This is a genomic window from Pseudomonas sp. DWP3-1-2, from assembly GCF_049896285.1.
Taxonomy (GTDB): Bacteria; Pseudomonadota; Gammaproteobacteria; order Pseudomonadales; family Pseudomonadaceae; genus Aquipseudomonas.
The window spans coordinates 100,691-123,833 of sequence record NZ_JAFCTZ010000001.1 but is presented as its reverse complement, the minus strand read 5'-3'; the positions used below and the strand labels follow the sequence as shown (position 1 = coordinate 123,833).

Here is a 23,143-nt window from a genome sequence, read left to right as displayed (position 1 = left end):
GAAAGTCGCCACCACAGCGAGGATTCCCTGCACATGCTGACCTATTTGCGCCGACTCTGTCTGGCAGCTATTACCCTAAGTGCAACCTGCGGTCCAGCCCTCGCCGCTGGCCCCAACAATCAAATTCTTTACAGCAAGCTCACTCAAGCCGCGCCGGAACTCAACCCCGCCGTACTGAAAAGCGCACTGAATGCCGTGCAATGTGCCGTCAGAAACGGCGACAGGCCATCCAGACACCTCGCCGTCATTGACTATTCCCAGCCCTCAACCGCTCGTCGCCTGTGGATTTTCGACCTGACGAAAAAAACCCTCGTGCTGCGCGATCTGGTCGCCCATGGGCAACAATCCGGCGAGAACTTTGCCACCCGGTTTTCCAATCGCATGAACAGCTATCAGTCCAGTCTGGGATTGTTTCGCACCCAGGAAAGCTATGAAGGCACTCACGGTTACTCGCTGCGCATGGACGGCCTGGAGCCCGGGTTCAATGATCTCGCGCGTGACCGCGCTATCGTGATTCACGCCGCCGACTACGTGAATCCACAATGGAGCGAACGTCAGGGCCGCATCGGACGCAGCCTGGGTTGCCCGGCGGTAAGACCTCAAGTAGCGCGCCAGGTGATTGACAACCTCAAGGACGGCCAGTTCATGTTCGCCTGGTACCCTGACCAACGCTGGCTCAAGTCTTCGGCTTACCTGAATTGCCAGTCGCGCCAGATAGCGAGCCTGGCTGGGACGAAGGGCGGCTAAACGAGGGCTCGCACCCCGCTCTCTTTCACGGCTATGGCTTGCTGCGACGAGGGCGTGACACCACGGACTCGATGTTCTTGCGTCCGATCAGCCTGGCAGGTTCGGGCTGTTCGTCCGCCAGCCACTTGAACATCACCAGACAATCCACCAGCCCCAGACGGGCATGACGATAGGCCCGAGGCAACCGCCCCACGACGTCGAAGCCCAGTTTTTGCCAGAGCGCCACCGCCACCTCGTTGCTCGATACCACTGAATTGAACTGCATCGCCAGAAAGCCCGCGTTGGCCGCGACCCCTTGAGAGTGTTCGCACATCAGGCGGGCGACGCCTCGCCCTCGAGCTGCCTGAGTGACCATGTAGCCGCAATTGCACACATGGTTACCGGGACCCGCCGCGTTGGCCTTGAGGTAATAACTTCCCAGCAGCTCGCCATTTTCCTCGGCAACGAACGTGCGCAAAGGCAGCTCCAGCCAGAGGTGAAAAGCCTGATCCCGAGTGAGTTCGGGGTCATAAGCGTAGGTTTCCTGCGCACTGACAATGGCGTGAAAGGTGGGCCAGAAAACCTCGAAATCATCGGCTTTCATGGGGCGGATCTGGATCATGGGAACAGCCTTGATCAGTCAGTGAAGGCGCAATCTTCGTGATTCGGTCCGTGATTGGCAAGTGAACCGGTGATTGGCGCCACGTCTCACGCCGGTGTGTCTCGAGCAGGCAGGCGGATCAAGGGGCGAACAAGCCCATGGGCAACCCGACGCCGCGCCTCTATGATTGACGCCATGACGACCACTGTGCCGATCCGCCAACACTGCCCGCCCGGCGCCTGCGACTGCGGACGTGATTCGCTGCTGCAAACACCGGGCAGCGACGTGCGCGTCCTGTTTCTGAATCGCACAGAGGAACGACGCCTGCTCGAACGCCTGGAAAATCTCCAGAGCCTTGCCGATCTGGAACGGCTTCAAGGCCGGATGTACGAGCAACTGGGCATACGCGTGCACATCGTTCCGGGCTTCAACGAAGTCAGAACCATGCGCGGCATCGGCATCACCCTCGAACAACGACCCGGTCTTTGCCGCAAGGTGCGGCAGTCGATCCCGGCCGCCATTCGCCGCGGGCTGGAGAAAAACCCCGAAATTGCCTACCAACTGCTCAACGCCAACGACTTGTTGCGCGATACCTGATTGCACTCCGGCGCTCATACCGCCGAGTGAACGCCATCGACGATCTCGATCGGTGGGGTTTTCGCAGCGGGTTCCTTGAGAAGCATGAAGTAAGCCAGGGCCGAACAGGCTGCAACCACCGCGCTGATCACGAAAGCCGAGGAGAACGAGCCGCTTTGCTGAACGCTGAACCCGGTGAGGATCGGCGCGATGGAACCGGCCAGATAACCGCCGAAGTTCTGGATCGAGCCGAAGGATGCCACCCGCTCCGACGGCACGATGGTATTGACGATCATCCACGCCGTTGCACTGGAGATATTGATGAAAAACATCGTCAGGCAGAGCAATACCACACACGCCACCACGTTGGTGGTGAACGCTACGATCAGGGTAAACAGCGCCCCACCCAGCAGTCCAATGATGACCATCAGCTTGCGGCTGGCGAGTACCTTCATCCCGCGTGCAACCAGCCAGTCACATACCTTGCCGGACACAATCGTGCCCACGGCGCCGAACAGGTAGGCCAGTGACACGACCCAGGCCGTGCGATACAGATCCAGGCCGTGCTCGCGTTCGAAGTAGCCGGGCAACCATGTCAGGTTGAGCCAGATCATGTAGATCACGCCCATAAACCCGAGAAATGCCCCCCAGGTATTACGGTCCTTGAACAAGGCCGTCCAGCGGATGCGTGGAGGGGTCGTTTTCTGAGCAAGGGTCGGTTGCGGTTCGGCGCGCCCGGTTTCCGCCATGTACTGCGCCTTGCTCTTGTAGAACGCGAACCAGCAGGCAGCCAGCGCCAGCCCCATGATACCCGTGAGCACAAACATGCCCCGCCACCCCAGATGCACCATGAACAGCGTCAGCAACGGCGGTGCAATGCACGGCCCGATGCAGGTCGAGGACCAGACCCAGCCGGTGGCCGAGCCGCGCTCCTGGGTGTCGAACCACTCCGACAGTGCTTTGGCCGCCGAAGGAAAGACCGGCGCTTCACCTATACCCAGCAGGACCCGCAATCCGACCAGATGGCCATAGTTGCTGAACAGGCCGAAAGCGGCTTGAGCAATGGACCAGATGATGAGCGAGCCACCCAGGGCAAGCTTGCTGCCCAACCGATCGATCAAGGCGCCAAGAGGGAGCTGGGAAAACGCATAAGCAACGGAAAAAGCCGAGAGCATAATGCCCATTTGCATGGGGCTGATGGACAGGTCTTTCTGAATGGAGGTGTTGGCGATGGACAACGCACTGCGGTCCAGGTAGTTGACCACGCCAATCAAAAACAGGAACACGATGGTCAGCGTCTTGTAGCTTTTTATTGTTCTCATGCGCGCCTCTACTGAGCGGTTGTCACCCGACCGGTGAGGCGGGCGTCGGTCACTCTAGTAGCCCATCTGGCGGCTGCCCAATGACGAGATTCAATCAAACGATAACCAAGGGTTATCATGGTGCCTGGCGAGCGCCACGCAAGACATCCACACCGGACAACAGCTCTTCGATGAAGGCTTGCGCTGACCAGCCGGGCGTTTCGTTGCGCCGGGTAATAATGCCGTAGTCCGCCAGCACCAGCGGAAAAGGCAGCGCCAGCCGTGTCAGTCGACCGGCCTGAATGTCGGGCCCGACCATGGATTCGGCGAGCATCGCGACCATGGGCGCGGTTTGCAACAGTTGCAAAGTGGTCTGCATCGAACTGGTTTCCACGGTGTTTTCCGGCGTCTGCATGCCCGCCTCGGCAAAGGCCCGTTCCAGGCGGGCGCGCATGGGCGTACCCGCCGGGTAAACGATCCATGGCCAACTGCCGAGGTCGGCCAGAGGCAGCTCCCGCACACCGGCCAATGGGTGTTGGCTGCCCGTGACCAGACACAACGGCTCAGGGGCCAACGGCTGAAAGTCGAACAGCTTGCGATGGCTGTCCAGGGTGAACCGGGCAATCACCAGATCCAGCTGCTTGTGTTCAAGCATGCTCAACAGATTGGCGCTGGTGCCTTCCAGTATGTCCAGCGTGAGCAGCGGCCAGCGTTGCTTGATGCCGACAATCGCCGCCGGGAGCGCCACCGACGTGGGCGCGAAGATGGTGCCGATCTTCAGCAACCCGTGCCCACCCTGACGCAAATGATTGACCTGCCCCACAAAATGCTGGGCATCGTTCAGGGCAATCTGCGCGTAGCGGGCCACATGACTGCCCAGATCCGTGGGCGACATGCTGCGTGGCAGACGCTGAAACACGTCAAACCCCAACTGCTTCTCCACTTCACGCAGCATCTTGCTGACCGCGGGCTGGCTGATATTCATCGCCTCGGCGGTGGCGTGCATGTTCTGCGTGCGGGCCAAGGTATCGATTAGGACCAGATGACGGAACCGAAGCCAATTGCACAGTTGTTTGAAGCCGATGTCCGCCATTCGATAACCTCCAGTTATTGAACGCTGAGAATATCTCATTGGTGATTATCGGCAAGCCGCACTAGGCTCTGTACGAAAAGGAGGCGAGGAAGCGGGTCTACTGGCTGTAATGAGCCTTCCGAGCCGGTCTTTAACGGGGCATTGCCGAGGGCAGCCACTTTTCGTACAGAGCCCAGGGTAAACGACGTCGGGACAAACAATAACAAGGAATACCCATCATGAACCTTGCCAACAAACGCGTGCTGATCACAGCCGCCGCTCAGGGTATTGGACGTGCGTCAGTGATCGCCTTCAAGCAGGCGGGCGCACAGGTGATCGCCACCGACCTGCACGTTGAAGCGCTGCACGACATTCCCGGCATCCAGGCCTTGCAACTGGACGTGACCCAACCCGCCGCCATCGATGCCATCTGCCAACAGGTGGGCACCGTGGATGTGCTGTTCAACTGCGCCGGCTATGTACACAACGGTGCGCTGCTCGACTGCGATGAACAGGCCTGGCACTGCTCTTTCGACCTTAACGTCACGGCCATGTACCGCATGATCCGCGCCTTCCTGCCCGGCATGCTCGCGGCCGGTGGCGGCAGTATCGTCAACATGGCCTCAGTGGCCTCCAGCGTGAAAGGCGTGCCCAACCGTTTTGCCTATACCGCCAGCAAAGCGGCTGTCATTGGCCTGACCAAATCAGTGGCAGCGGACTACGTCAGCCAGGGGATTCGCTGTAACGCCATTTGCCCCGGTACGGTGGACTCGCCCTCTTTGCGCCAACGTATCGCGGAGCAAGCCCGCGCCCAGGGACGCTCGGAGGCAGAGGTTTATCAAGCGTTCGTTGATCGACAACCCATGGGCCGCCTGGGCACTGCCGAAGAAATCGCTCGCCTGGCGCTGTACCTGGGCAGTGATGCCAGTGCTTACACGACCGGAGCCGTGCACGTCATCGATGGCGGCATGAGCGTCTGAGTCCCCTTTTTCCTATTCAGGAGTTCCCTATGAAACTGTTGCGTTACGGCGACAAAGGTCAGGAAAAGCCCGGCTTGCTGGATGCTCAGGGACAGATTCGTGATTTATCGGCCCATATCCCTGATCTGACGGGCAAGACGCTGGAGCCCGCAAGCCTCGCAGCCTTGAGCAGAATCGACCCCGTCAGCCTGCCGCTGGTCAGCGGTGCGCCGCGCATTGGCGCCTGCGTTGGCCAAGTGGGCAAGTTCATCTGCATTGGCCTCAATTACGCCGATCATGCGGCCGAATCCAACATGGCCGTGCCCAGTGAGCCGGTGATTTTCAATAAATGGACCAGCGCCATCTGCGGTCCGGACGACGATATTCAAATCCCCCGTGGCTCGACCAAAACGGACTGGGAGGTGGAGCTTGGGGTGGTGATCGGCAAGGGCGGTCGTTACATCGACGAAAGCAACGCCATGGATCACGTGGCCGGTTACTGCGTGATCAACGATGTGTCCGAGCGCGAATGGCAACTGGAGCGCGGCGGCACTTGGGACAAGGGCAAGGGCTTCGATACGTTTGGCCCTATCGGCCCATGGCTGGTCACCCGCGACGAGATCGACGACCCCCATCAGCTCGATCTCTGGCTGGAAGTCGATGGGCACCGCTACCAGAACGGCAATACACGCACGCTGGTGTTCCAGATTCCCGCGCTGATTGCCTACCTCAGCCGCTGCATGTCGTTGCAGCCGGGCGACGTTATTTCCACCGGCACACCGCCGGGCGTAGGCCTGGGCGTGAAGCCTGAGCCGGTGTTCCTGCGGGCGGGTCAGGAAATGCGTCTGGGTATTACCGGCCTGGGCGAACAGCGCCAACGCACGGTTCAGGCGGACTGACCTTGTTCTGAAGGAGATTTCCCATCGTCCATACGCCGCGCTGTTGCGGAGAAAACACTCACCCTGTGGGACCGGATCTATACGGGAAAGCGGCATTTCTGGCGATGAAAATGCTGTGGATGTATTGGCCTTTTCCCGGATAAATCCGGTCCCACGAATCGTCGCCTGCAGACCCCGGTTTGCAGCGTGCCGGGCGGGACACTCCCCTAGCGCTTTTCGTTCACGACAATAAAAAAAGGAATGACACATGCGAATCCTCATCACCGGCGGCACCGGTTTTATCGGCAAACAACTGGCCGAACGCTTGCTCGGTCTGGAGAGACTGGCCTTTGAGGGCCAGAAGCCACGAGTCATTGAACGCATTGTGTTGTTCGACACCTTTGCGGGCGAAGACGTACCCAGCGACCCCCGCATCGAACAGGTGACGGGCGACATTGCTGACCCCGACGTGGTGGCCAGCGTCACCGATGGCGTTGATCTGGTCTGGCATCTGGCAGCGGTGGTGAGTTCGGCGGCCGAGGCTGATTTCGACCTGGGCATGCAGGTCAATCTACAAGGCTTGATGACGCTGCTGGAAACCCTGCGCAAACAGGGCAATACGCCACGGTTTGTCTATGCCAGTGGCTTCGCGGTGTTTGGTGGCGCGCTGCCCGAGGTGGTCGACGACAACACCGCACTCACCCCGAAATCGTCGTATGGCATGCAAAAAGCGGTGGGTGAACTGCTGGTGGCCGACTACGCCCGCAAGGGTTTCATCGACGGGCGTGTCCTGCGCCTGCCCACGGTCGCCGTGCGTCCCGGCAAGCCAAACAAGGCAGCCTCGACATTCTTCAGCTCGATCATTCGCGAGCCGTTGGTTGGGCAGCCCGCCGTATGCCCGGTACGGCCCGACACGCAGGTTTACCTCACCTCGCCACGCCGGGTCATCGAAGCCATGCTCCACGCCATGACCCTGTCACCTGAAACCCTGGGGGATGAACGCATCATCCCGCTGCCGGGTGTGACCACCACGGTGGCCGACATGGTCGCGGCGTTGCAACGGGTGGCGGGTCCCGAGGTGGTCAAACTGATTCGCTGGGAGCCGGACGCCACCATTCAGCGCATCGTCGAAAGCTGGCCAAGCCGGGTCAACGCCCCCCGCGCCCGCGCTCTGGGGTTTAGCGCCGACGCCGACTTCGACGCCATCATCCTCGCGCATATCGAGGACACCACCCGCGACAACCGGCATTGACGTAACGCACCACTCACGCTTCTCACCCTGATAACAACAAAAACAACCCGAGGCCGCGCGACATGATCACACCCCATACCGATGTTTCGGACATCGAAAAACAGACCATCAAACGCGTCACCCGACGCTTGATTCCGTTCCTCATTCTGCTGTTCGTCGTGGCGTTCCTTGACCGCAACAACGTCGGGTTCGCAGCGTTACGCATGAACGAGGACATCGGCATCAGCCAGACCATTTATGGCCTGGGTGCGGGGATCTTCTTCCTTGGCTATTTCTTCTTTGAAGTACCGAGCAACATCCTGTTGCACCGCTACGGTGCCCGGGTCTGGATCGCTCGCATCATGGTGACCTGGGGCATCATTGCCGGTGCCATGGGTTTTCTGCAGACCGCCGGGCACTTCATCACCTTGCGTGTGCTGCTGGGCATCGCCGAGGCCGGGTTCTTCCCCGGTGTGATTTACCTGCTGTCCCTGTGGTTTCCCAGCCGCTACCGCGCCCGCATGATTGCCAGCTTCTACCTTGGCGTGCCCATCGCACAGATCGTCGGCGCACCGCTGTCCGTAGGTTTGATGCAATTGGGAGACGCCTGGGGTTTTGTCGGCTGGCGCGTGATGTACGTCGTCGAAGCCGTCCCTGCGTTGATCCTGGGTGTCGTCTGTTATTTCTATCTCACGGACCGCCCAGCCGATGCCCACTGGCTAACCGCCGAACAGCGGCAATGGTTGATCAAGACCCTCGAACAGGAAGAGCGCAACAAGCCGTTGGTGGTCGGCGTGCAACCGACCAAGGGCCAGATGATCCGCAAAGCCTTGGCGAGCCGTCAGGTATGGATGTTGGCGCTGGTGTACTTCGGCATCACCTCGGGCTCCAACGCCATGAACTTCTTCCTGCCAACGGTACTGGCCTCGTTCCGCGCCTCGTTCGGGCTAGAGATCGGCTTGATGCAGAACGGGTTGATCACGGCCATCCCCTACGCCGTCGCCGCCGTGGCGATGATCTGGTGGAGCCGCCGCTCTGATCGCTTGCAGGAACGTCACTGGCACGCCGGCGGCGCAGCGATGCTGGCCGCCGCGTCCATCGCCCTGGCGCTGTTGATCAATCAGCCGTGGATCATCGTCATCGGCTTCATCCTCCTGGCCATGGGCGTGTACAGCGCCATCAACGTCTTCTGGGCCGTGCCCGGACAGGTACTGACCGGTGTCGGAGCCGCCGCCGGGATTGGCATGATCAACTCCATCGGTAACCTCAGCGGTTTCACCGGCCCCTACCTGACCGGGTTCCTGTTCAACGCGACGGGCAGCTACACGCCGGGCTTTCTCATCATTGCCGCGCTGGTGGGTGCCGGTGGCCTGGGCATGGTGTTGATGCCGCGCAATCCGGTGGCGCCGGCAACTGCGCCAACCGCTGACGCTGTAGGAGGCAAAGCATGACCCTGAAAACCGTGGCTTTTGTCGGCACCGGCATCATGGGCAAACCCATGGTCCGCAACCTGCTGCGGGCCGGTTACCCGGTGCAGGTCTGGAACCGCTCCCGGGCCAAGGCCGCAGAGTTGGCGGCGGACGGCGCCAACGTGTTCGAAACGCCCGCCCAGGCAGCGGCCGGTGCCGAGGTGCTGATCTGCATGCTCAGCGACGGCCCCACCTGTGACCGGATTCTGTTTGGCGAAGGCGAAGCCACATCGGCGTTGGCGAAAGGGGCGCTGGTGATTGTGATGAGTTCGATCCCGGTCGATACGGCCGTCGAACAGGCACGATTGTGCGCAGCACAAAGCCTGCACTACCTCGACGCACCGGTATCCGGCGGCGAACGCGGCGCTCGTGAGGCCAGCCTGGCAATCATGGTGGGCGGCGATGCTGAGTCGTTCGATCAGGGTCGAGACGTGCTAGCCGCCCTGGGTCGCCCGGTGAATGTCGGCCCGACCGGCACCGGACAACTGTCCAAGCTGGTCAACCAGTTGATTGTCGCCAGCACGATTGCCACCGTCGCCGAAGGATTGCTGCTGGCCGAACGCGGCGGTGCGGACCCGGAGAAGGTCCACGAAGCGCTGCTGGGCGGTTTCGTCGACTCACCGATCTGGCGGCAACACGGTCGACGCATGCTCGACAACGATTTCACTCCGGGCGGCCCTGCCAAATGGCAACTCAAGGACACTCATACCGCCCTTGCCCAGGCACAAGTGCTGGGCTTGAAGTTGCCGGTGGCGAGCCTGGTGGACGGACTGTTCCAGGCCATGGTCGATGCCGGTGACGGCGAGCTCGACCATGCCGGACTGATCCGTCAGCTACGCCGCCACAACTCACTGCCTGAATAACTTGCCGGAGCCTGCCATGACCGATTCAACCCCTCGCCGCCTGCGCAGTCAGCAATGGTTTGACGACCCCAGCCATGCCGACCTGACCGCGTTGTATGTGGAACGCTACATGAACCAGGGCCTGACCCGCGCCGAACTGCAATCAGGGCGACCCATCATCGGCATTGCCCAGACCGGTAGCGACCTGACGCCCTGCAATCGCCATCACATCGAGTTGGCCAAACGCGTCAAGGATGGCATCCGTGATGCCGGTGGCATCCCGATGGAATTCCCGGTCCACCCCATCGCCGAGCAATCGCGTCGTCCTACCGCCGCACTGGACCGCAACCTTGCTTATCTGGGGTTGGTCGAAGTGCTGCATGGCTACCCGCTTGACGGCGTGGTGCTCACCACCGGCTGTGACAAAACCACCCCGGCCTGCCTGATGGCGGCGGCCACCACCGATCTGCCGTCAATCGTCTTGTCCGGCGGGCCGATGCTTGATGGCTGGCACAAAGGCCAGCGCATCGGCTCGGGTACGGTGCTCTGGCATGCTCGCAACCTGCTCAGCGCCGGTGAGATCGATTACGAGGGTTTCATGACCCTGACCACCGCCGCGTCCCCTTCGGTGGGCCACTGCAACACCATGGGCACGGCCTTGTCGATGAATGCCCTGGCCGAAGCCCTCGGCATGTCGCTGCCTGGCTGTGCAAGCATTCCTGCGCCCTACCGCGAACGCGGGCAAATGGCCTATGCCACGGGGCTGCGCATCGTCGATCTGGTGCGTGAAGACGTGCGCCCTTCGCACATCATGACCCACGCCGCGTTTGAAAACGCCATCGCGGTTGCCTCGGCGCTGGGCGCGTCCACCAACTGCCCGCCGCACCTGATCGCCATCGCCCGCCACAGCGGCATTGACCTGTCGCTGGAAGACTGGCAGCGCGTGGGCGAAGACGTGCCGCTGTTGGTCAATTGCATGCCGGCCGGTGAATACCTGGGTGAAGGCTTCCACCGCGCCGGGGGCGTGCCGGCGGTGATGCATGAACTGGACAAGGCAGGTCGCCTGCACCGTGACTGCCTGTCCGTCAGCGGGCGCAGCATGGGCGAAATCGTCGCAAGCGCCGTAACGGGCGACCGGGACGTCATCCGCTCATGGGAAGACCCGCTCAAGCATCGCGCCGGATTCATCGTGCTCAGCGGCAATTTTTTCGACAGCGCCATCATGAAGATGTCGGTGGTGGGCGAAGCCTTCCGCAGTACTTACCTGAGCGACCCCTTGCAACCCAATTGTTTCGAGGCGCGTGCCATTGTTTTCGAGGGCCCGGAAGACTATCAGGCACGGATCAACGACCCGGCGCTGGACATCGACGAGCGCTGCATCCTGGTGATTCGCGGTTGCGGCACGGTCGGTTACCCCGGCAGCGCCGAAGTGGTGAACATGGCGCCGCCCTCCGCGCTGATCAAGGCGGGTATCGACTCGCTGCCGTGCCTGGGTGATGGCCGCCAGAGCGGCACGTCGGCCAGCCCGTCAATCCTCAACATGTCACCGGAGTCCGCAGTCGGCGGCGGCCTTTCGCTGCTGCGCACCGGCGACCGTCTGCGGGTCGACCTGAATGCGCGCAGCGTCAACCTGCTGGTGGACGAAGCGGAACTGAACCTGCGCCGCGAGGAGCCGCTGCCCGCCCTCGCCCCATCGCAAACCCCGTGGCAGGAATTGTACCGACAACTGGTCGGCCAATTGTCCACAGGGGGCTGTCTGGAACCGGCGACCTTGTACTGGCGCGTCATCCCGGAAAACGGCACGCCTCGCCATTCTCACTAAGCCCAAGGATGAGCCTTATGCAAACGCTGCAATTGACGATTGGAAACACCCTGCCCTACGACTGGCAACGCGCCACGCTGGTGGGTCGCGTCTGGCTGCCCGGCGAGCGCGGCGGCCCGGCCGTGGTGGTGCTGCGCGAAGGCGAAGTCATCGACTGCACCGCCCGCTTCCCGACCCTGAGCCTGTTACTGGACAGCGAAGCCCCCCTTCAAGCCATTCGCACGACCTCCGGCGTTTCGGTGGGCACGATACAAGCCCTGCTGGCCAACAGCGGCGAGCAACGTGATCCGTCAAAGCCCAGCCTGCTCGCCCCTGCGGACCTGCAAGTCATCAAGGCGGCCGGTGTCACGTTCGCCGCCAGCATGATCGAGCGGGTGATTGAGGAGAAGGCTGGCGGCGATGCTCAACGTGCCGAACACGTCCGGGCCTTGGTGCACAACGTGATCGGCAACAACCTGCGCGATCTGCGCCCCGGTTCGCCTCAAGCCTCGCGCCTTAAACAGATGCTGATCGAGCAAAACATGTGGTCGCAATACCTGGAAGTCGGCATCGGCCCGGATGCTGAAATCTTCACCAAGGCCCCTGTCCTGGCCGCCATCGGCAGCGGCGCAGCCATTGGTGTGCACGCGGATTCCAGCTGGAACAACCCGGAACCAGAAGTGGTGTTGGCCGTGGACAGCCGGGGGCGTATTCACGGTGCGACCCTGGGTAACGACGTTAATCTGCGGGACGTCGAAGGGCGCAGTGCGTTGTTGCTGAGCAAGGCCAAGGACAACAATGCCTCCTGCGCGCTGGGGCCGTTCATTCGGCTGTTTGACGAACACTTCAGCCTGGACGACGTGCGTCGCTGTGAAGTGGCCCTGCGGGTCGAAGGCAAAGACGGCTATGTGCTCAACGGCAGCAGCTCCATGAGCCAGATCAGCCGCGACCCGGAAGATCTGGCGCGTCAGACCCTGAACGCCCATCACCAATACCCCGACGGCTTCGTGCTGTTTTTGGGCACACTCTTTGCGCCTACCGATGATCGTGATCTGCACGGCCAGGGTTTTACCCACAAGGAAGGCGATGTGGTGAGCATTTCATCGGCGTCCCTGGGCGGCTTGCACAACCGCGTGACCGGGAGCCATCAGGCACCGCCCTGGGTGTTCGGGGTCGGGGCGCTGATGAACAACCTGGCGCAGCGAGGATTGTTGGGGCAAACGCCTCGATAGCGCCCTGGCCGCCGATGTAGCACGCTGCCCTCTGGACAGCCTCGAATGTTCATCAGTCTTTATGTTCAGGGATGAACATAAAGCCCGGCTACGCTTGCACCATGGCCGCCTGCACCGGGGCGCTGTCCACGTACTGCTCCATGCTGACGATCTTGCCGTCCTTGAGCTGATAAAGGTGGGCGAAGGTGGCGCTCATCGCCTTTCCGGTCTTGCGGTAAATCCCGGTGTACACCCCGAATGCCGCGACACGGTCGCCGTCAGCCAGATAGGTATGGACCGTGGCTGTGTAGTCTTGCCACTCCGTCGCCAAACGCTGGAAGACGTTGACGATAATGTCCTGCGGCCCGATGTAGGTGCCTGCATAAGGAAAGCCTGCGGCTTCAGTCCATTTGGCGTCCGGCGCAAGAGCCTTGAGCAGGTGCTTGCCGTTTTCCTCTGAAGCGCCCTCGTAAGTGCGGCGGATGACATCCAGATGAGTCGTCATGGCGCTCACCCCCACTTCATTTCGTTTTTTGCCACTTTGGCACCAATTTGCAGGGCGATCCCCATGCCTGCGTCCGGATACCGTGCAGTCATGGCCGCAATCAGGGCGGCGCTATCTGACGCCCTGCCAAGCTCGTGCTCGAACGCCAGAAGGTAGTCGCGCGTGTATTGAACGGCGGAGACGTCGGTACGTTCGGATGTCGCCATATGACCGGGCACGACGACTGACGGTTTACGGGCAATGATCGCGTCAAGGTTTCGCACCCAGGCGACACGCCCCTCGGCCCCGGATGTATCGGCGGTCCACACATGCACACCGGCAAAAACCAATACGCCGCCCATGACCGCATTCAGCGATGGCACCCAGAGGTAACGACGATTAGCCAGGCCAGCGGCATCAACGATCTCGATGGCATGGCCCTCAAGTGTCAAGACGCGACCGTCAAAGGCTTTGGGCATCACGATGTCCGCCAGGGCTTGAGGACCGTTGTCTTTTAACTGTGGCCCCCAGGTGGCCAGCTTCTTTTCGACGTTGGCCTTGATAGCCTCCACTGTGGCCGTCGCGGCGATCACTTGAGCGTCTGGAAACATCGCCCTGACCGGGCCAAGGCCGAAGTAATAGTCAGGGTCGCTTTGGCTGATATAAACCGTGGTCAGTTGTTTACCACTGGCCTTGATGGCTTCGGCAACGGCCCGGCCATCGGACAGCGTAAAACCACCGTCGATCAGCACCGCCTCTCGTGCTCCCGAGATCAGCACAGGCGCACGGAAGAAGCCGTGTTCATCCGCCGGAAAAGCCTGCCATGTCAATGCGCTGTTCGCGCCCCAAGCGCTTTTGCCTAGCAGGGCCGTTGCCGCACTGGCTGCCGCGAAAGCCTTGATAACGGTACGTCGTGTAGCCATGAAAATCTTCCTTTTAGAGGGTTGTCATACTCGGTCAGGGCTGACCGGGACTTAAGACGCTGCCGCTGCGGCGACCTGATTGATCAGGTCATGAGGGTCGGAAAAGACGGTGTTAGCAACCAACAATGAGCGCGTGCGTCCGGACTCAAGCACCAGCGTCGGCACGCCACGCGCGCCAAACTCCCGCATCAAGCTTTGGGCACGGGTGATACGTGCCTGGTTAACAGCGGCGATATCGTCACTGGGTTGCCTCACCAAGGTGGCCGCCTCAGTGAGGCCGAGGGAATGCAACAGGTCGGCGAGTACGCGCGGTGAGGTCACGTCTCTGCCCTGCACATAGCGGGCGTGCTGGATGGCTTTGAGCGCTGTGTACTCTTGGGCGGAGGTTGTGGCGACCACAGCGGTGAGCGCCAATGTCGCTGGCCCACTGTCAAAGCGCTGTTGCCGGTCGGCGAGTACGCTTTGGCGATAAGCTTCGGTGAACGGTTGGCCGGTCATCCCCTCGATACGCTGGTCATTGGCCCAGGCGAATGCGGCGAAGTCGTCATCCATCGGCCGTGCGCCCTGGTCGGCAAACAGACCGGTCGGCATCAGCTCAATCTTTACGTCCCCCACAGCAAACAGCGCTGAAAGTGCGGGCATCGCGCCATAGCACCAGCCGCACAGAGGGTCATAGAGGTAGGTCAGGGTCTGACTCATGGGGCGTTCCTTTGTTAGCGAGCGCCTAGGCTAGGCTTTCTTCATTGACTCTTAAACACGTACAAGATATATGCAGTGTATGCACAAGACATACAATCCACATGAAACCGGGCTGGGCAGTTTCAGCAACCTCAGGCGGCTCACCTATTTTGTTTCCGTGGTGGAGACAGGCTCTTTCACGGCCGCCGCCGAGCGCCTGGGCATCACCAAAGCCGTGGTCAGCCAGCAGGTCGCCCGGCTGGAGCGGGAATTCAAGACATCGCTGCTGGTACGCACCACCCGTAGCGTCAAAACCACCGAGGCAGGCCAGGCGTTCTATTTGCGTTGTGCGTTGATCCTGGCGGATGCCGAGGAAGCCTTTGACCAGTTGGCCGAGGCCGCCGCGACGCCTTCCGGTACGCTGCGCCTCACCGCGCCATTCGATTATGGCGTCGGCGTGGTGGTGCCCGCCATCGCGGCCTTCACGCAACGCTACCCCGACTGCAAGGTCGATGCTGTGCTGAGCGACCAGACGCTGGACCTGATGTCGAGCAATATCGAACTGGCGATCCGCGTGGGCTGGCTGGCCGAAACGGGGCTACAGGCGCGAAAGATCGGTTCGTTCCAGCAGATCCTCGTTGCCCCGCCAAGCCTGGCAAAACACGTGGCAGGGCTTCAGCGCCCGGACGAAATTGCCAGGCTGCCCTTCGTGGCCAACACGGCGTTGCGGGAACACCTTCGCTGGACTTTCACGTCAAGCGAGAACGAACGCCAGACCGTGAACCTGCAGGCATCCATCTTTCTCGATGCCACACTCGCTGTGCGCGAGGCCGTACGCGAAGGTGCAGGCCTGTCAGTACTCCCGGACTACGCCATTGCCGACGACCTGGCCACCGGGCGTCTTATCCCCGTACTGCCGCAATGGCGCTTACCTTCAGGCGGCATCCATGCGGTCTTCCCCGCTGCACGCTTTCGCCCTGAAAAGGTACGCGCCTTTGTCGAACTGCTGGAAGCGAGAGAGCGGCACCGTCAGGGTCTTGATCGCTGACTGGTGCTCAGCGAGCTGACGCCGGGCCGTTGCAGCGCCGCCCAGCGCACCGCGCTCAGTTCAAGACACGCGCCAAGGCGCCTTCCAGAATCTGCAATGCTTCATCGATCTGTGCTTCGGTGGCCACCAGCGGCGCGAGAAAGCGCAGCACGTTGCGGTACACGCCGCACTTGATGACCAGCAAGCCACCCTTACAGGCTTCATCAATGAGGCGCTGGTTGAGGTCGGCGTCCGGGGTGCGGGCCTCGTCGTTCTTGATGAGTTCGATGGCCAGCATGAACCCGGTCCCGCGTACGTCACCGATTTGCGCGTGACGTGCCTGCAAGCTCAGCAATCCCTGGCGAAGGCGCTCGCCTAATACCTCACTGCGCGCCAACAACTGTTCTTGCTCGAAGGCATCAAGCACCGCCAGCGCCGCCGCACAGGACAGCGCATTACCGCCGTAGGTACCGCCCAAACCACCGGGCAGCGGCGCGTCCATGATCGCCGCCTTGCCGACCACACCCGACAGCGGTAAACCACCGGCCAGGCTCTTGGCGACGGTCACCAGGTCCGGCTGAATGCCGGCGTGCTGGAAGCCGAACCACTTGCCGGTGCGGCCGAAACCGGTCTGGATTTCATCGAGAATCAGCACGATGCCGTGCTTCTCGGTCAACGCGCGCAACCCCTGAAGGAACTCCACCGGTGCCGAGAGGAAACCGCCGTCGCCCTGCACCGGTTCGATGATGATCGCGGCAACCCGCTCAGGCGCTACCTGGGTGGCGAGCAATTCATCCAGCGCCTTGAGCGCCATGTCGCTGGTGACACCGCGATAGGCATTGGGATACGGCGTATGGAACACCTCCGGCGCGAACGGCCCGAAGTTCTGTTTGTACGGCTGGCTCATGCCGGTGAGTGTGGTGCCCAGCAAGGTGCGACCGTGAAAGCCCCCGCGAAAGGCTATCACCGCCGAACGATTGGTATGGGCCCGGGCGATCTTCACCGCATTTTCCACCGCCTCGGCACCGGAGGTGAAGAACGCCGCCTTATAGGCCTCTTTGCCGCCGATCATTTCACACAGGCGCTGGGCCAGATCCAGGTACGGTTGATAAGCCACCACCTGAAAGCAGGCGTGAGAAACCTTGTGCAGTTGCGCCTGCACCGCCGCGACCACTTGGGGGTGATTGTGGCCGATGTTCAGCACACCGATGCCACCGACAAAATCCAGGTAACGCTTGCCGTCCACGTCCCACAACTCGGCCCCCTGGGCGCGATCAATCACCAACGGGTGAGCGGTCACCAGACCTCGCGGCACGAATTGCTCGCGCTGACGGAGCAAGTGAGGGGTTTTTTCGACTTTGATATTCATGGCATTTCCCATCGTGAGTCCGGCAACCGGCAGGTGGTTGCGATGGTGTTCAGGTTAAGGCTTGCGCAAAACGGACTACGCCGAAGTTGGCGTCAGAGAAACCCGGATCAACTGTTTTCAGCCTGCCAAACGGCAGATTCCTTCCCGATCAGGCGCGCCATTGGACACCGGTCTTACACCTTCAGTGAGCCGAGCAGGCCGTCCAGAAACCGCTCTCCCGCTTCCATCTGGCTGATCTCGATAAACTCGTCCGGCTTGTGCGCCTGCTCGATCGAACCCGGACCGCACACCACCACGGGCACATCCAGGCGTTGCTTGAACAACCCGCCCTCGGTGCCAAAGGACACCTTTGCCGTACCGGCACCCGGCGCGGCAAAGCGCTGCACAAACCGCACGGCTTCAACGCTGGGGTGAGTATCAAGGCCGGGGTACACGTTGAGGGTTTCGATCTCGATGGCCGCGACGCTGGAGAGTTTTTTAGCCTCGCGCACGATCGCTTCGGCGTGCTCCTGCATCTGTTCCAGGAACTGGTCCAGATCATCCGCCGGCAAGTTGCGCACTTCGAAATCCAGGGTGCACAGGTTCGGCACAATGTTCAGCGCCCGGCCACCGTTGATCTGGCCGACATGCACGGTGGTGTAAGGCACGTCGTAATCGGTGTCCTGTGCGCCCTGCTCCTGCAGTTGCTGCTGGCTCTGACGCAACGCGGCGATGAAATCGCAGGCCACGTGAATCGCATTGACCGAGCGCGGCGCCAGCGAGGAATGCGCTTCCAGGCCCCGGCAATAGGTGCGATACGACCCCTTGCCCTTGTGCCCGAGCACGAACTGCATGTGGGTGGGTTCACCGATCAGGCACAAGAACGGCCGTACCGGCGCCAGGTGCAATACATCGAGCAAGCGCCTTACGCCCACGCAACCGATTTCCTCGTCATGGGATAACGCCAATTGCAATGGCCGGCTCAGGGAGTGATCCGCGGCATCGAGCATCGCGTCAATCGACAGGGCAATGAAGCCTTTCATATCGCAACTGCCGCGGCCGTAAATCCTGCCGTCCTGCACCGTTGCCTGAAACGCCGGAAAGGTCCAGGCCTGCCCCGCCGCCGGTACCACATCGGTGTGCCCGGACAACAGAATCCCCGGCATTTGCTCAGGGCCGGTGCTGGCAAACAGGTTGGCTTTCTTTCCGGTTTCATCCTTGACGATCAGCGACTTGATGCCTTTGCTGAGCAACAGATCGCGCACGTACTCGATCAGGGCCATGTTCGACTCGCAAGAGACGGTGTCGAAGGCCATCAGGCGTTTGAGGATATCCAGTACACGGGGTTTCATGAGGCCATGCTCCGTTGCGCGTCTGAAGGGGCGAACCGGCGAATGGAGAACGGTTCAATCGACGTGCTGGTGCTGCCGGTGCTGATCAATTCGGCCATGACGTCGCCGACGCCAGGGCCGAGCTGAAAGCCGTGACCGCAGAAGCCGAACGCGTAGAACAGACCATCCACGGTGCCACTGGGGCCCATCACCGGCAAAGCGTCCGGCAGATAACCTTCGATACCGCTCCAGACCCGGATGATGTTCAGGTTGTCGACCCCGGGCAGCAGGCGTCGCATTTGGCCGAGCTGGTTGAGGAGGCTACGCGGCTCGACGTAAGCCCGGCGATTGAGCATGTCCGGTTTGCTGCGATAACCGCCGCCGATGACAATGTTGCCTCGGGGAATCTGCCGGAAGTAGATCACTTCCTCGGGGATTTTGGTGTACACACCAATCACCGTCGGCAAGGCGTAGGGCACCGGTTCAGTCACGGCCATTTGCGGGCCGTGGGTGTCCAGCGGCACCTCTTCGCCGAATTGCCGGGACAGCTTCTGACCCCAGGCCCCGGCGGTAATCAACAATTGGGCGGCGCTGAACCGACGGCCGTCGGTGGTGGTGACGCTAAATTCACCACCTGTTTTCTGCACCTCGGCCACTTCCGTCTGCTCTTCGATGCGTACCCCCAGACGCCTTGCCGCCCGGGCAAATGCCGGGGCCGCCAGACGAGGGTTCGCGTGTCCATCGTGAGGCGCGTAGGAGCCACCCTTCACCTCCGGACCGAGAAACGGAAACCGCTGGTGCAATTGCGCACCACGATAAATTTTCAGATCCAGTTGCTGCGCTTCGGGGGCGGCGGCGTACGCCTCCAGCTCGGCAATTTCGTCTTCGCGATAGCACACGCGCATGTGCCCGCTGGCGATGAACTCCAGATCATCGTCGATCAATTCCGGCAGGCGTTTCCACAACGCCCAGGAACGATTGGCCAGTTCAAGCTGGCCCAGATAACGCCCCTGCCGCCGGACGTTGCCGAAGTTCACGCCACTGGCGTACTGACCGATCTGATCGCGCTCCAGCAGAATCACCGACTGGCCGCGCCGACGCAGGAAAAACGCCGCCGCCGAGCCCATCAGGCCGCCGCCGACGATCACGACGTCGGCTTTTTGTACCGTCATGGCGACACCTCCTCGGTGTGCATCGAAAGGGGTTTGACCGGTGCCTGGCCGCGCTGGCGACCCACCTGTTGCACGCTGACGCCTGCTGCGGCCGCGATCACCTCGGCCCCGGCCTGGGAGCAATAACGGCCCTGACAACGCCCCATGCCGACCCGGCTGAACGCCTTGGCCCGGTTGACCTCGCAGGCGCCCTTTTCACTGACGGTGCGGCGCAGCTCACCGGCGCTGATCATCTCGCAACGGCAAACAATGGCAGTGTCGGGCAAGGTTTTGGCTTGTTCAGCAGGCCAGGGAAACGCCTCGGCCAGGCCGAGGCGAAACTGGTCCATCACCGCCAGGGCTTGGCGTTGCTCATCGCGCAACCCGGCGTTCACCGGACGTTGCAGGTCTTCCAGAACCGCCATGCCCACCAGCCGTCCGGCGTGCTCAGCGGCGTCGGCGCCGCGAATCTTCGAACCGTCACCGGCAGCGTACACACCGCTGACCGAGGTCCGGCCTTCTTCATCCACCGCCAGCCACCATTGCCCGGACGCCTCGTCGAAGCGCATCTGGCAACCGGCCAGATCAGCCAGTTGGGTTTCCGGGCGCAGGTGATAACCCAGGGCCACGGCATCGCAATCAACGGTCAGGTCCTCGCCACGGGCCGTCAGCACCCGCACGCCGCTGACACCGCTGAGGGCATCGCCGCGCACTTGCAAAGGCTTGATCCTCAGGTGCACCGGGATCTTCGCCCGATACAACTGCGCCAACAGTTTCATGCCGGTGAACAGCAACCCGGGGCGAGCCAGCAGTTTTGGCAAGGCTCGGATGCGCTTGCTCATCGGCGATGTGTCGAGCACCGCCGCCACCGTTGCGCCGGCCTTTACGTACTGGCTCGCGACCAGATACAGCAACGGCCCGCTGCCCATGAACACCACGCTGCGACCAATGGAAACCGCCTGGGACTTGAGCGCAATTTGCGCCCCGCCGAGGCTGTAGGTGCCGGCCAGCTGCCAGCCGTCGATGGGCATCAAGCGGTCGGTGGCGCCGGTACACAGGATCAACGCGTCGTAATCCACCGTGGAGTGCTGACCCCGGCTGACGCACCACAACTGCTTCGGCGTCAGGTTCCACACCAGTGTGTCCGGACGATAGTCGATCAGCCCGTGCAGGCGGTCGAAACTCTGGTGCAGGTGCCGGGCCTTGTCGGCTTCGGTGCCGTATAGCGTGGCGTAATCACGGGTAAAACCGTCGGGCTGTCGGCGGTAGATCTGCCCGCCATCCCGGCGATTTTCATCGATCAGAATCGGTGTGAAACCTGCTTGCGTGAGGGTTTCGGCACAGCGAACACCGGCCGGCCCGGCGCCGACAATGACTATCCGTGCAGTGGCCATGTCGCCTCCGGTTGTGTGGTAACGATATCCAGCCCTTCGCGGACTTCGTTGGAACAGGCGCGCAGACGTTCGCCACTGCGGGTCCAGACCCAGCAATCCTGGCAGGCGCCCATCAGGCAAAAACCGGCACGGCGACCAGCATCAAACTCCGACTGGCGCAACGCCTTGCCCTGGGTCAGCACGGCAACCATCAACGTATCGCCCTGCAACGCCTCGATGGGTGCGCCGTCCACTGTCAAACTGACGGTCGGCCGGCCTTGCTCGGCCAGCCTCACAAAACGGCCGTTCATGCATAGACTCCCTGAGTCATGGTGATCAAATCCTGTTGGGTTTTCAGCAGCTCGGCGCTGCTGCGGTGGCAGAGGATTTCACTGCCGCCGTCGATCGTCCGCCGGTTCGGCGCCGTGCGATTGCACAGCCCGTCGATTCGCACCGGGCAACGACTGAGAAAGGTGCACAGTTCCGGTACGTTGGACGTGGCACCAATGGGCGGCAACGGGCCGCAGGTGGTGCCGCAGTTTTCCAGCCAGCCCTGGCGCAGTTCCGGCACCGAATGGATCAACAGATCGGTGTACGGGTGAAACGGTGCCTGGGCAAAGGATTGCCGGGTGCCCGCCTGGATTTTGTGGCCGCTGTACATCACCACAATGTCATCGCACAGCGCCCGCACCGTGGAGATGTCGTGGCTGATAAACAGGTAGGAAACCCCCAGTTCCTGACGCAGGTCGCGCAGCAGTTCGAGAATCGCCGCACCGACCACGGTATCCAGCGCCGAGGTCACTTCATCGCACAGGATCAGGTCCGGTTTGGCCGCCAATGCCCGGGCCAGGTTGACCCGTTGCTTTTGTCCGCCGGACAACTGATTCGGCCGCCGCTCGGCCAGGATCCTGGGCAGACGCACCAGGTCCAGCAACTCGCCGATACGCTCGCGCAACGCCGCGCCCTTGAGGCCGAAATACATTTTGAGCGGCCGGCTCAGAATGGTGCTGACGGTGTGCATCGGGTTGAGTGCGGTGTCGGCGTTCTGGAAAACCATCTGGATACGGCGGAACTGCTCGTCGGTACGTTCGCAGAGGCTGCCGCCCAAGGGCTGACCGTCGAAGGTCAGCCCGCCAAGCGCGGGGGTCAGTAAACCCGCCACCACACGCGCCAGGGTGGACTTGCCCGAACCCGACTCACCGATCACGCCGATGGCCTGACCTCGACGCACGGTCAGGTCGATGTCTTCCAGCACGCGGATCGACGGCATGCCTTGCAGGTTCTTGTTGCCGTAACCGGCAGTCAGCCCCGTAATGGTCAGCAGCGGTTCGTCTTCGGCAATGCCGCAAGGGGGGCGAATCGTTGTGTCCGGCCGCGCGGCGGCCAGCAGGCTGCGGGTGTATTCGTGGGCAGGGGCCTTGAGCAGGGGCGCGGTGGCGCTCTGTTCGAAGATCTGGCCGTTGTTGAGCACGACGATCTGATCGGCCATTTGCGCGACAACCGCCAGGTCATGGGAAACGTAAACCGCTGTCGCCCCCCGTTCCCGGACCACTCGTTTGAAGGCGCGGAGCACGTCGATCTGGGTGGTCACGTCGAGGGCCGTAGTCGGTTCATCGAGCACCACCAGGATGGGATCGCTGATCAGCGCCATGGCCGCCATCACCCGCTGCAATTGCCCACCCGACACTTGATGCGGGTAGCGCTGGCCAATGTGATCCGGGGCCGGCAGCGACAGGTCGCGAAACAACTCAATGGCCTTGGCTTCAAGCACGGCACGGGTGCCGAGGCCATGAATCAATGCGCCTTCCACCACTTGGTCGATGAGTTTTTTGGCCGGGTTAAACGCCGCTGCAGCACTTTGGGCAATGTAAGACACCCGGTTGCCGCGCAGCCCTTGCAGTTCCTTTTCGCTCAGCGCCAGCATGTTGTGCTCACCGATCTGCACCACGCCGCCGGACAACCGGCACCCGCGTCTTGCATATCCCAGCAGCGCCAGGGCGATGGTGGTCTTGCCAGAGCCGGACTCGCCGATCAGCGCCAGCACTTCACCTTTTTCCAGGGTGAAGCTCACGCCTTTGACGATTTCCGTTTCACCGCGCTCGCCGCAGGCGACGACACGCAGGTCCTGGACTCGAATCAATTCACTCATTTCAATGCCCCC

22 protein-coding genes are annotated in these 23,143 nt (G+C 61.8%); 10 read left to right on the top strand and 12 right to left on the bottom strand.

Annotation, left to right across the window (positions count from 1 at the left end; genetic code table 11):
- Positions 1-33 precede the first annotated feature (33 nt).
- Positions 34-747 carry a murein L,D-transpeptidase catalytic domain family protein gene (locus tag ACP7B0_RS00620; protein ID WP_426138966.1) on the top strand — a complete coding sequence of 238 codons (714 nt, stop codon included), beginning with the start codon at positions 34-36 and terminating at the stop codon, positions 745-747.
- A gap of 31 nt (positions 748-778) precedes the next feature.
- Here ACP7B0_RS00620 and ACP7B0_RS00615 read toward each other — a convergent pair whose 3' ends face one another.
- A complete protein-coding gene (locus ACP7B0_RS00615) occupies positions 779-1,348 on the bottom strand; it encodes a GNAT family N-acetyltransferase (protein WP_426138965.1) in 570 nt (189 codons plus the stop codon).
- 174 nt (positions 1,349-1,522) lie between these two features.
- On the opposite strand from ACP7B0_RS00615, the gene ACP7B0_RS00610 reads away from it, so the two are divergent.
- Entirely contained in the window at positions 1,523-1,924 is a 402-nt protein-coding gene (locus ACP7B0_RS00610) for a hypothetical protein (RefSeq protein WP_426138964.1), read from the top strand.
- A 14-nt stretch (positions 1,925-1,938) separates the two neighbouring features.
- Here ACP7B0_RS00610 and ACP7B0_RS00605 read toward each other — a convergent pair whose 3' ends face one another.
- Together ACP7B0_RS00605 and ACP7B0_RS00600 are read right to left on the bottom strand one after the other, a co-directional pair.
- The gene (locus tag ACP7B0_RS00605; protein ID WP_426138963.1) at positions 1,939-3,225 is read right to left on the bottom strand and encodes an MFS transporter; all 1,287 of its coding nucleotides are present in this window, start codon (positions 3,223-3,225) and stop codon (positions 1,939-1,941) included.
- A gap of 115 nt (positions 3,226-3,340) precedes the next feature.
- The gene (locus tag ACP7B0_RS00600; RefSeq protein WP_426138962.1) at positions 3,341-4,297 is read right to left on the bottom strand and encodes a LysR family transcriptional regulator; all 957 of its coding nucleotides are present in this window, start codon (positions 4,295-4,297) and stop codon (positions 3,341-3,343) included.
- Positions 4,298-4,515: 218 nt separating this feature from the next.
- Here ACP7B0_RS00600 and ACP7B0_RS00595 point away from each other — a divergent pair, with 218 nt between their 5' ends.
- The 7 genes from ACP7B0_RS00595 (at position 4,516) to ACP7B0_RS00565 (ending at position 12,688) form a co-directional block, all read left to right on the top strand.
- Positions 4,516-5,256, top strand: a complete 741-nt coding sequence (locus tag ACP7B0_RS00595; RefSeq protein WP_426138961.1) for an SDR family oxidoreductase — start codon at positions 4,516-4,518, stop codon at positions 5,254-5,256.
- Between the two features lie 29 nt (positions 5,257-5,285).
- Positions 5,286-6,134 (top strand): ureidoglycolate lyase, encoded by an 849-nt coding sequence (locus tag ACP7B0_RS00590; RefSeq protein WP_426138960.1) that lies wholly within the window; start codon positions 5,286-5,288, stop codon positions 6,132-6,134.
- A 247-nt stretch (positions 6,135-6,381) separates the two neighbouring features.
- Entirely contained in the window at positions 6,382-7,365 is a 984-nt protein-coding gene (gene denD / locus ACP7B0_RS00585) for a D-erythronate dehydrogenase (RefSeq protein ID WP_426138959.1), read from the top strand.
- Positions 7,366-7,427: 62 nt separating this feature from the next.
- Positions 7,428-8,795 (top strand): MFS transporter, encoded by a 1,368-nt coding sequence (locus ACP7B0_RS00580; RefSeq protein ID WP_426138958.1) that lies wholly within the window; start codon positions 7,428-7,430, stop codon positions 8,793-8,795.
- Positions 8,792-9,676, top strand: coding sequence for an NAD(P)-dependent oxidoreductase (locus tag ACP7B0_RS00575; RefSeq protein WP_426138957.1), 885 nt, complete (start codon positions 8,792-8,794; stop codon positions 9,674-9,676). Before ACP7B0_RS00580 ends, ACP7B0_RS00575 begins: the two co-directional genes overlap by 4 nt.
- A 16-nt stretch (positions 9,677-9,692) precedes the next feature.
- Positions 9,693-11,477: an IlvD/Edd family dehydratase gene (locus tag ACP7B0_RS00570; protein WP_426138956.1), complete on the top strand. Its 1,785-nt coding sequence runs from the start codon at positions 9,693-9,695 to the stop codon at positions 11,475-11,477.
- A gap of 17 nt (positions 11,478-11,494) precedes the next feature.
- Positions 11,495-12,688, top strand: coding sequence for a fumarylacetoacetate hydrolase family protein (locus ACP7B0_RS00565; protein WP_426138955.1), 1,194 nt, complete (start codon positions 11,495-11,497; stop codon positions 12,686-12,688).
- Between the two features lie 88 nt (positions 12,689-12,776).
- Here the strand turns inward: ACP7B0_RS00565 and ACP7B0_RS00560 are convergent, their stop codons facing one another.
- From ACP7B0_RS00560 to ACP7B0_RS00550, 3 genes are read right to left on the bottom strand one after another with little or no spacing between them, the layout of a single operon-like run.
- Positions 12,777-13,172 carry a nuclear transport factor 2 family protein gene (locus ACP7B0_RS00560; RefSeq protein ID WP_426138953.1) on the bottom strand — a complete coding sequence of 132 codons (396 nt, stop codon included), beginning with the start codon at positions 13,170-13,172 and terminating at the stop codon, positions 12,777-12,779.
- Positions 13,173-13,177: 5 nt separating this feature from the next.
- Positions 13,178-14,074: an MBL fold metallo-hydrolase gene (locus ACP7B0_RS00555; RefSeq protein WP_426138951.1), complete on the bottom strand. Its 897-nt coding sequence runs from the start codon at positions 14,072-14,074 to the stop codon at positions 13,178-13,180.
- 51 nt (positions 14,075-14,125) lie between these two features.
- Positions 14,126-14,773, bottom strand: coding sequence for a DsbA family protein (locus ACP7B0_RS00550; RefSeq protein ID WP_426138950.1), 648 nt, complete (start codon positions 14,771-14,773; stop codon positions 14,126-14,128).
- 79 nt (positions 14,774-14,852) lie between these two features.
- Between ACP7B0_RS00550 and ACP7B0_RS00545 the strand changes: the two genes are divergently transcribed.
- Positions 14,853-15,800 carry a LysR family transcriptional regulator gene (locus tag ACP7B0_RS00545; protein WP_426138949.1) on the top strand — a complete coding sequence of 316 codons (948 nt, stop codon included), beginning with the start codon at positions 14,853-14,855 and terminating at the stop codon, positions 15,798-15,800.
- Positions 15,801-15,855: 55 nt separating this feature from the next.
- On the opposite strand, the gene gabT is transcribed toward ACP7B0_RS00545, so the two are convergent.
- From gabT to ACP7B0_RS00515, 6 genes are all read right to left on the bottom strand, one after another.
- On the bottom strand, positions 15,856-17,148 hold the full coding sequence (gene gabT / locus ACP7B0_RS00540) for a 4-aminobutyrate--2-oxoglutarate transaminase (RefSeq protein ID WP_426138948.1): 1,293 nt from the start codon (positions 17,146-17,148) through the stop codon (positions 15,856-15,858).
- A 173-nt stretch (positions 17,149-17,321) separates the two neighbouring features.
- Complete coding sequence (gene argE, locus ACP7B0_RS00535) at positions 17,322-18,479, bottom strand: acetylornithine deacetylase (RefSeq protein ID WP_426138947.1); 1,158 nt, start codon at positions 18,477-18,479, stop codon at positions 17,322-17,324.
- Positions 18,476-19,630 carry an NAD(P)/FAD-dependent oxidoreductase gene (locus ACP7B0_RS00530; protein ID WP_426138946.1) on the bottom strand — a complete coding sequence of 385 codons (1,155 nt, stop codon included), beginning with the start codon at positions 19,628-19,630 and terminating at the stop codon, positions 18,476-18,478. The genes argE and ACP7B0_RS00530 overlap by 4 nt, the downstream gene beginning before the upstream one ends.
- Positions 19,627-21,003: an FAD-dependent oxidoreductase gene (locus ACP7B0_RS00525; protein ID WP_426138945.1), complete on the bottom strand. Its 1,377-nt coding sequence runs from the start codon at positions 21,001-21,003 to the stop codon at positions 19,627-19,629. The genes ACP7B0_RS00530 and ACP7B0_RS00525 overlap by 4 nt, the downstream gene beginning before the upstream one ends.
- On the bottom strand, positions 20,985-21,293 hold the full coding sequence (locus ACP7B0_RS00520; protein WP_426138944.1) for a (2Fe-2S)-binding protein: 309 nt from the start codon (positions 21,291-21,293) through the stop codon (positions 20,985-20,987). Before ACP7B0_RS00520 ends, ACP7B0_RS00525 begins: the two co-directional genes overlap by 19 nt.
- Positions 21,290-23,131, bottom strand: a complete 1,842-nt coding sequence (locus ACP7B0_RS00515) for an ABC transporter ATP-binding protein (RefSeq protein ID WP_426138943.1) — start codon at positions 23,129-23,131, stop codon at positions 21,290-21,292. The genes ACP7B0_RS00520 and ACP7B0_RS00515 overlap by 4 nt, the downstream gene beginning before the upstream one ends.
- Positions 23,132-23,143: the final 12 nt, after the last annotated feature.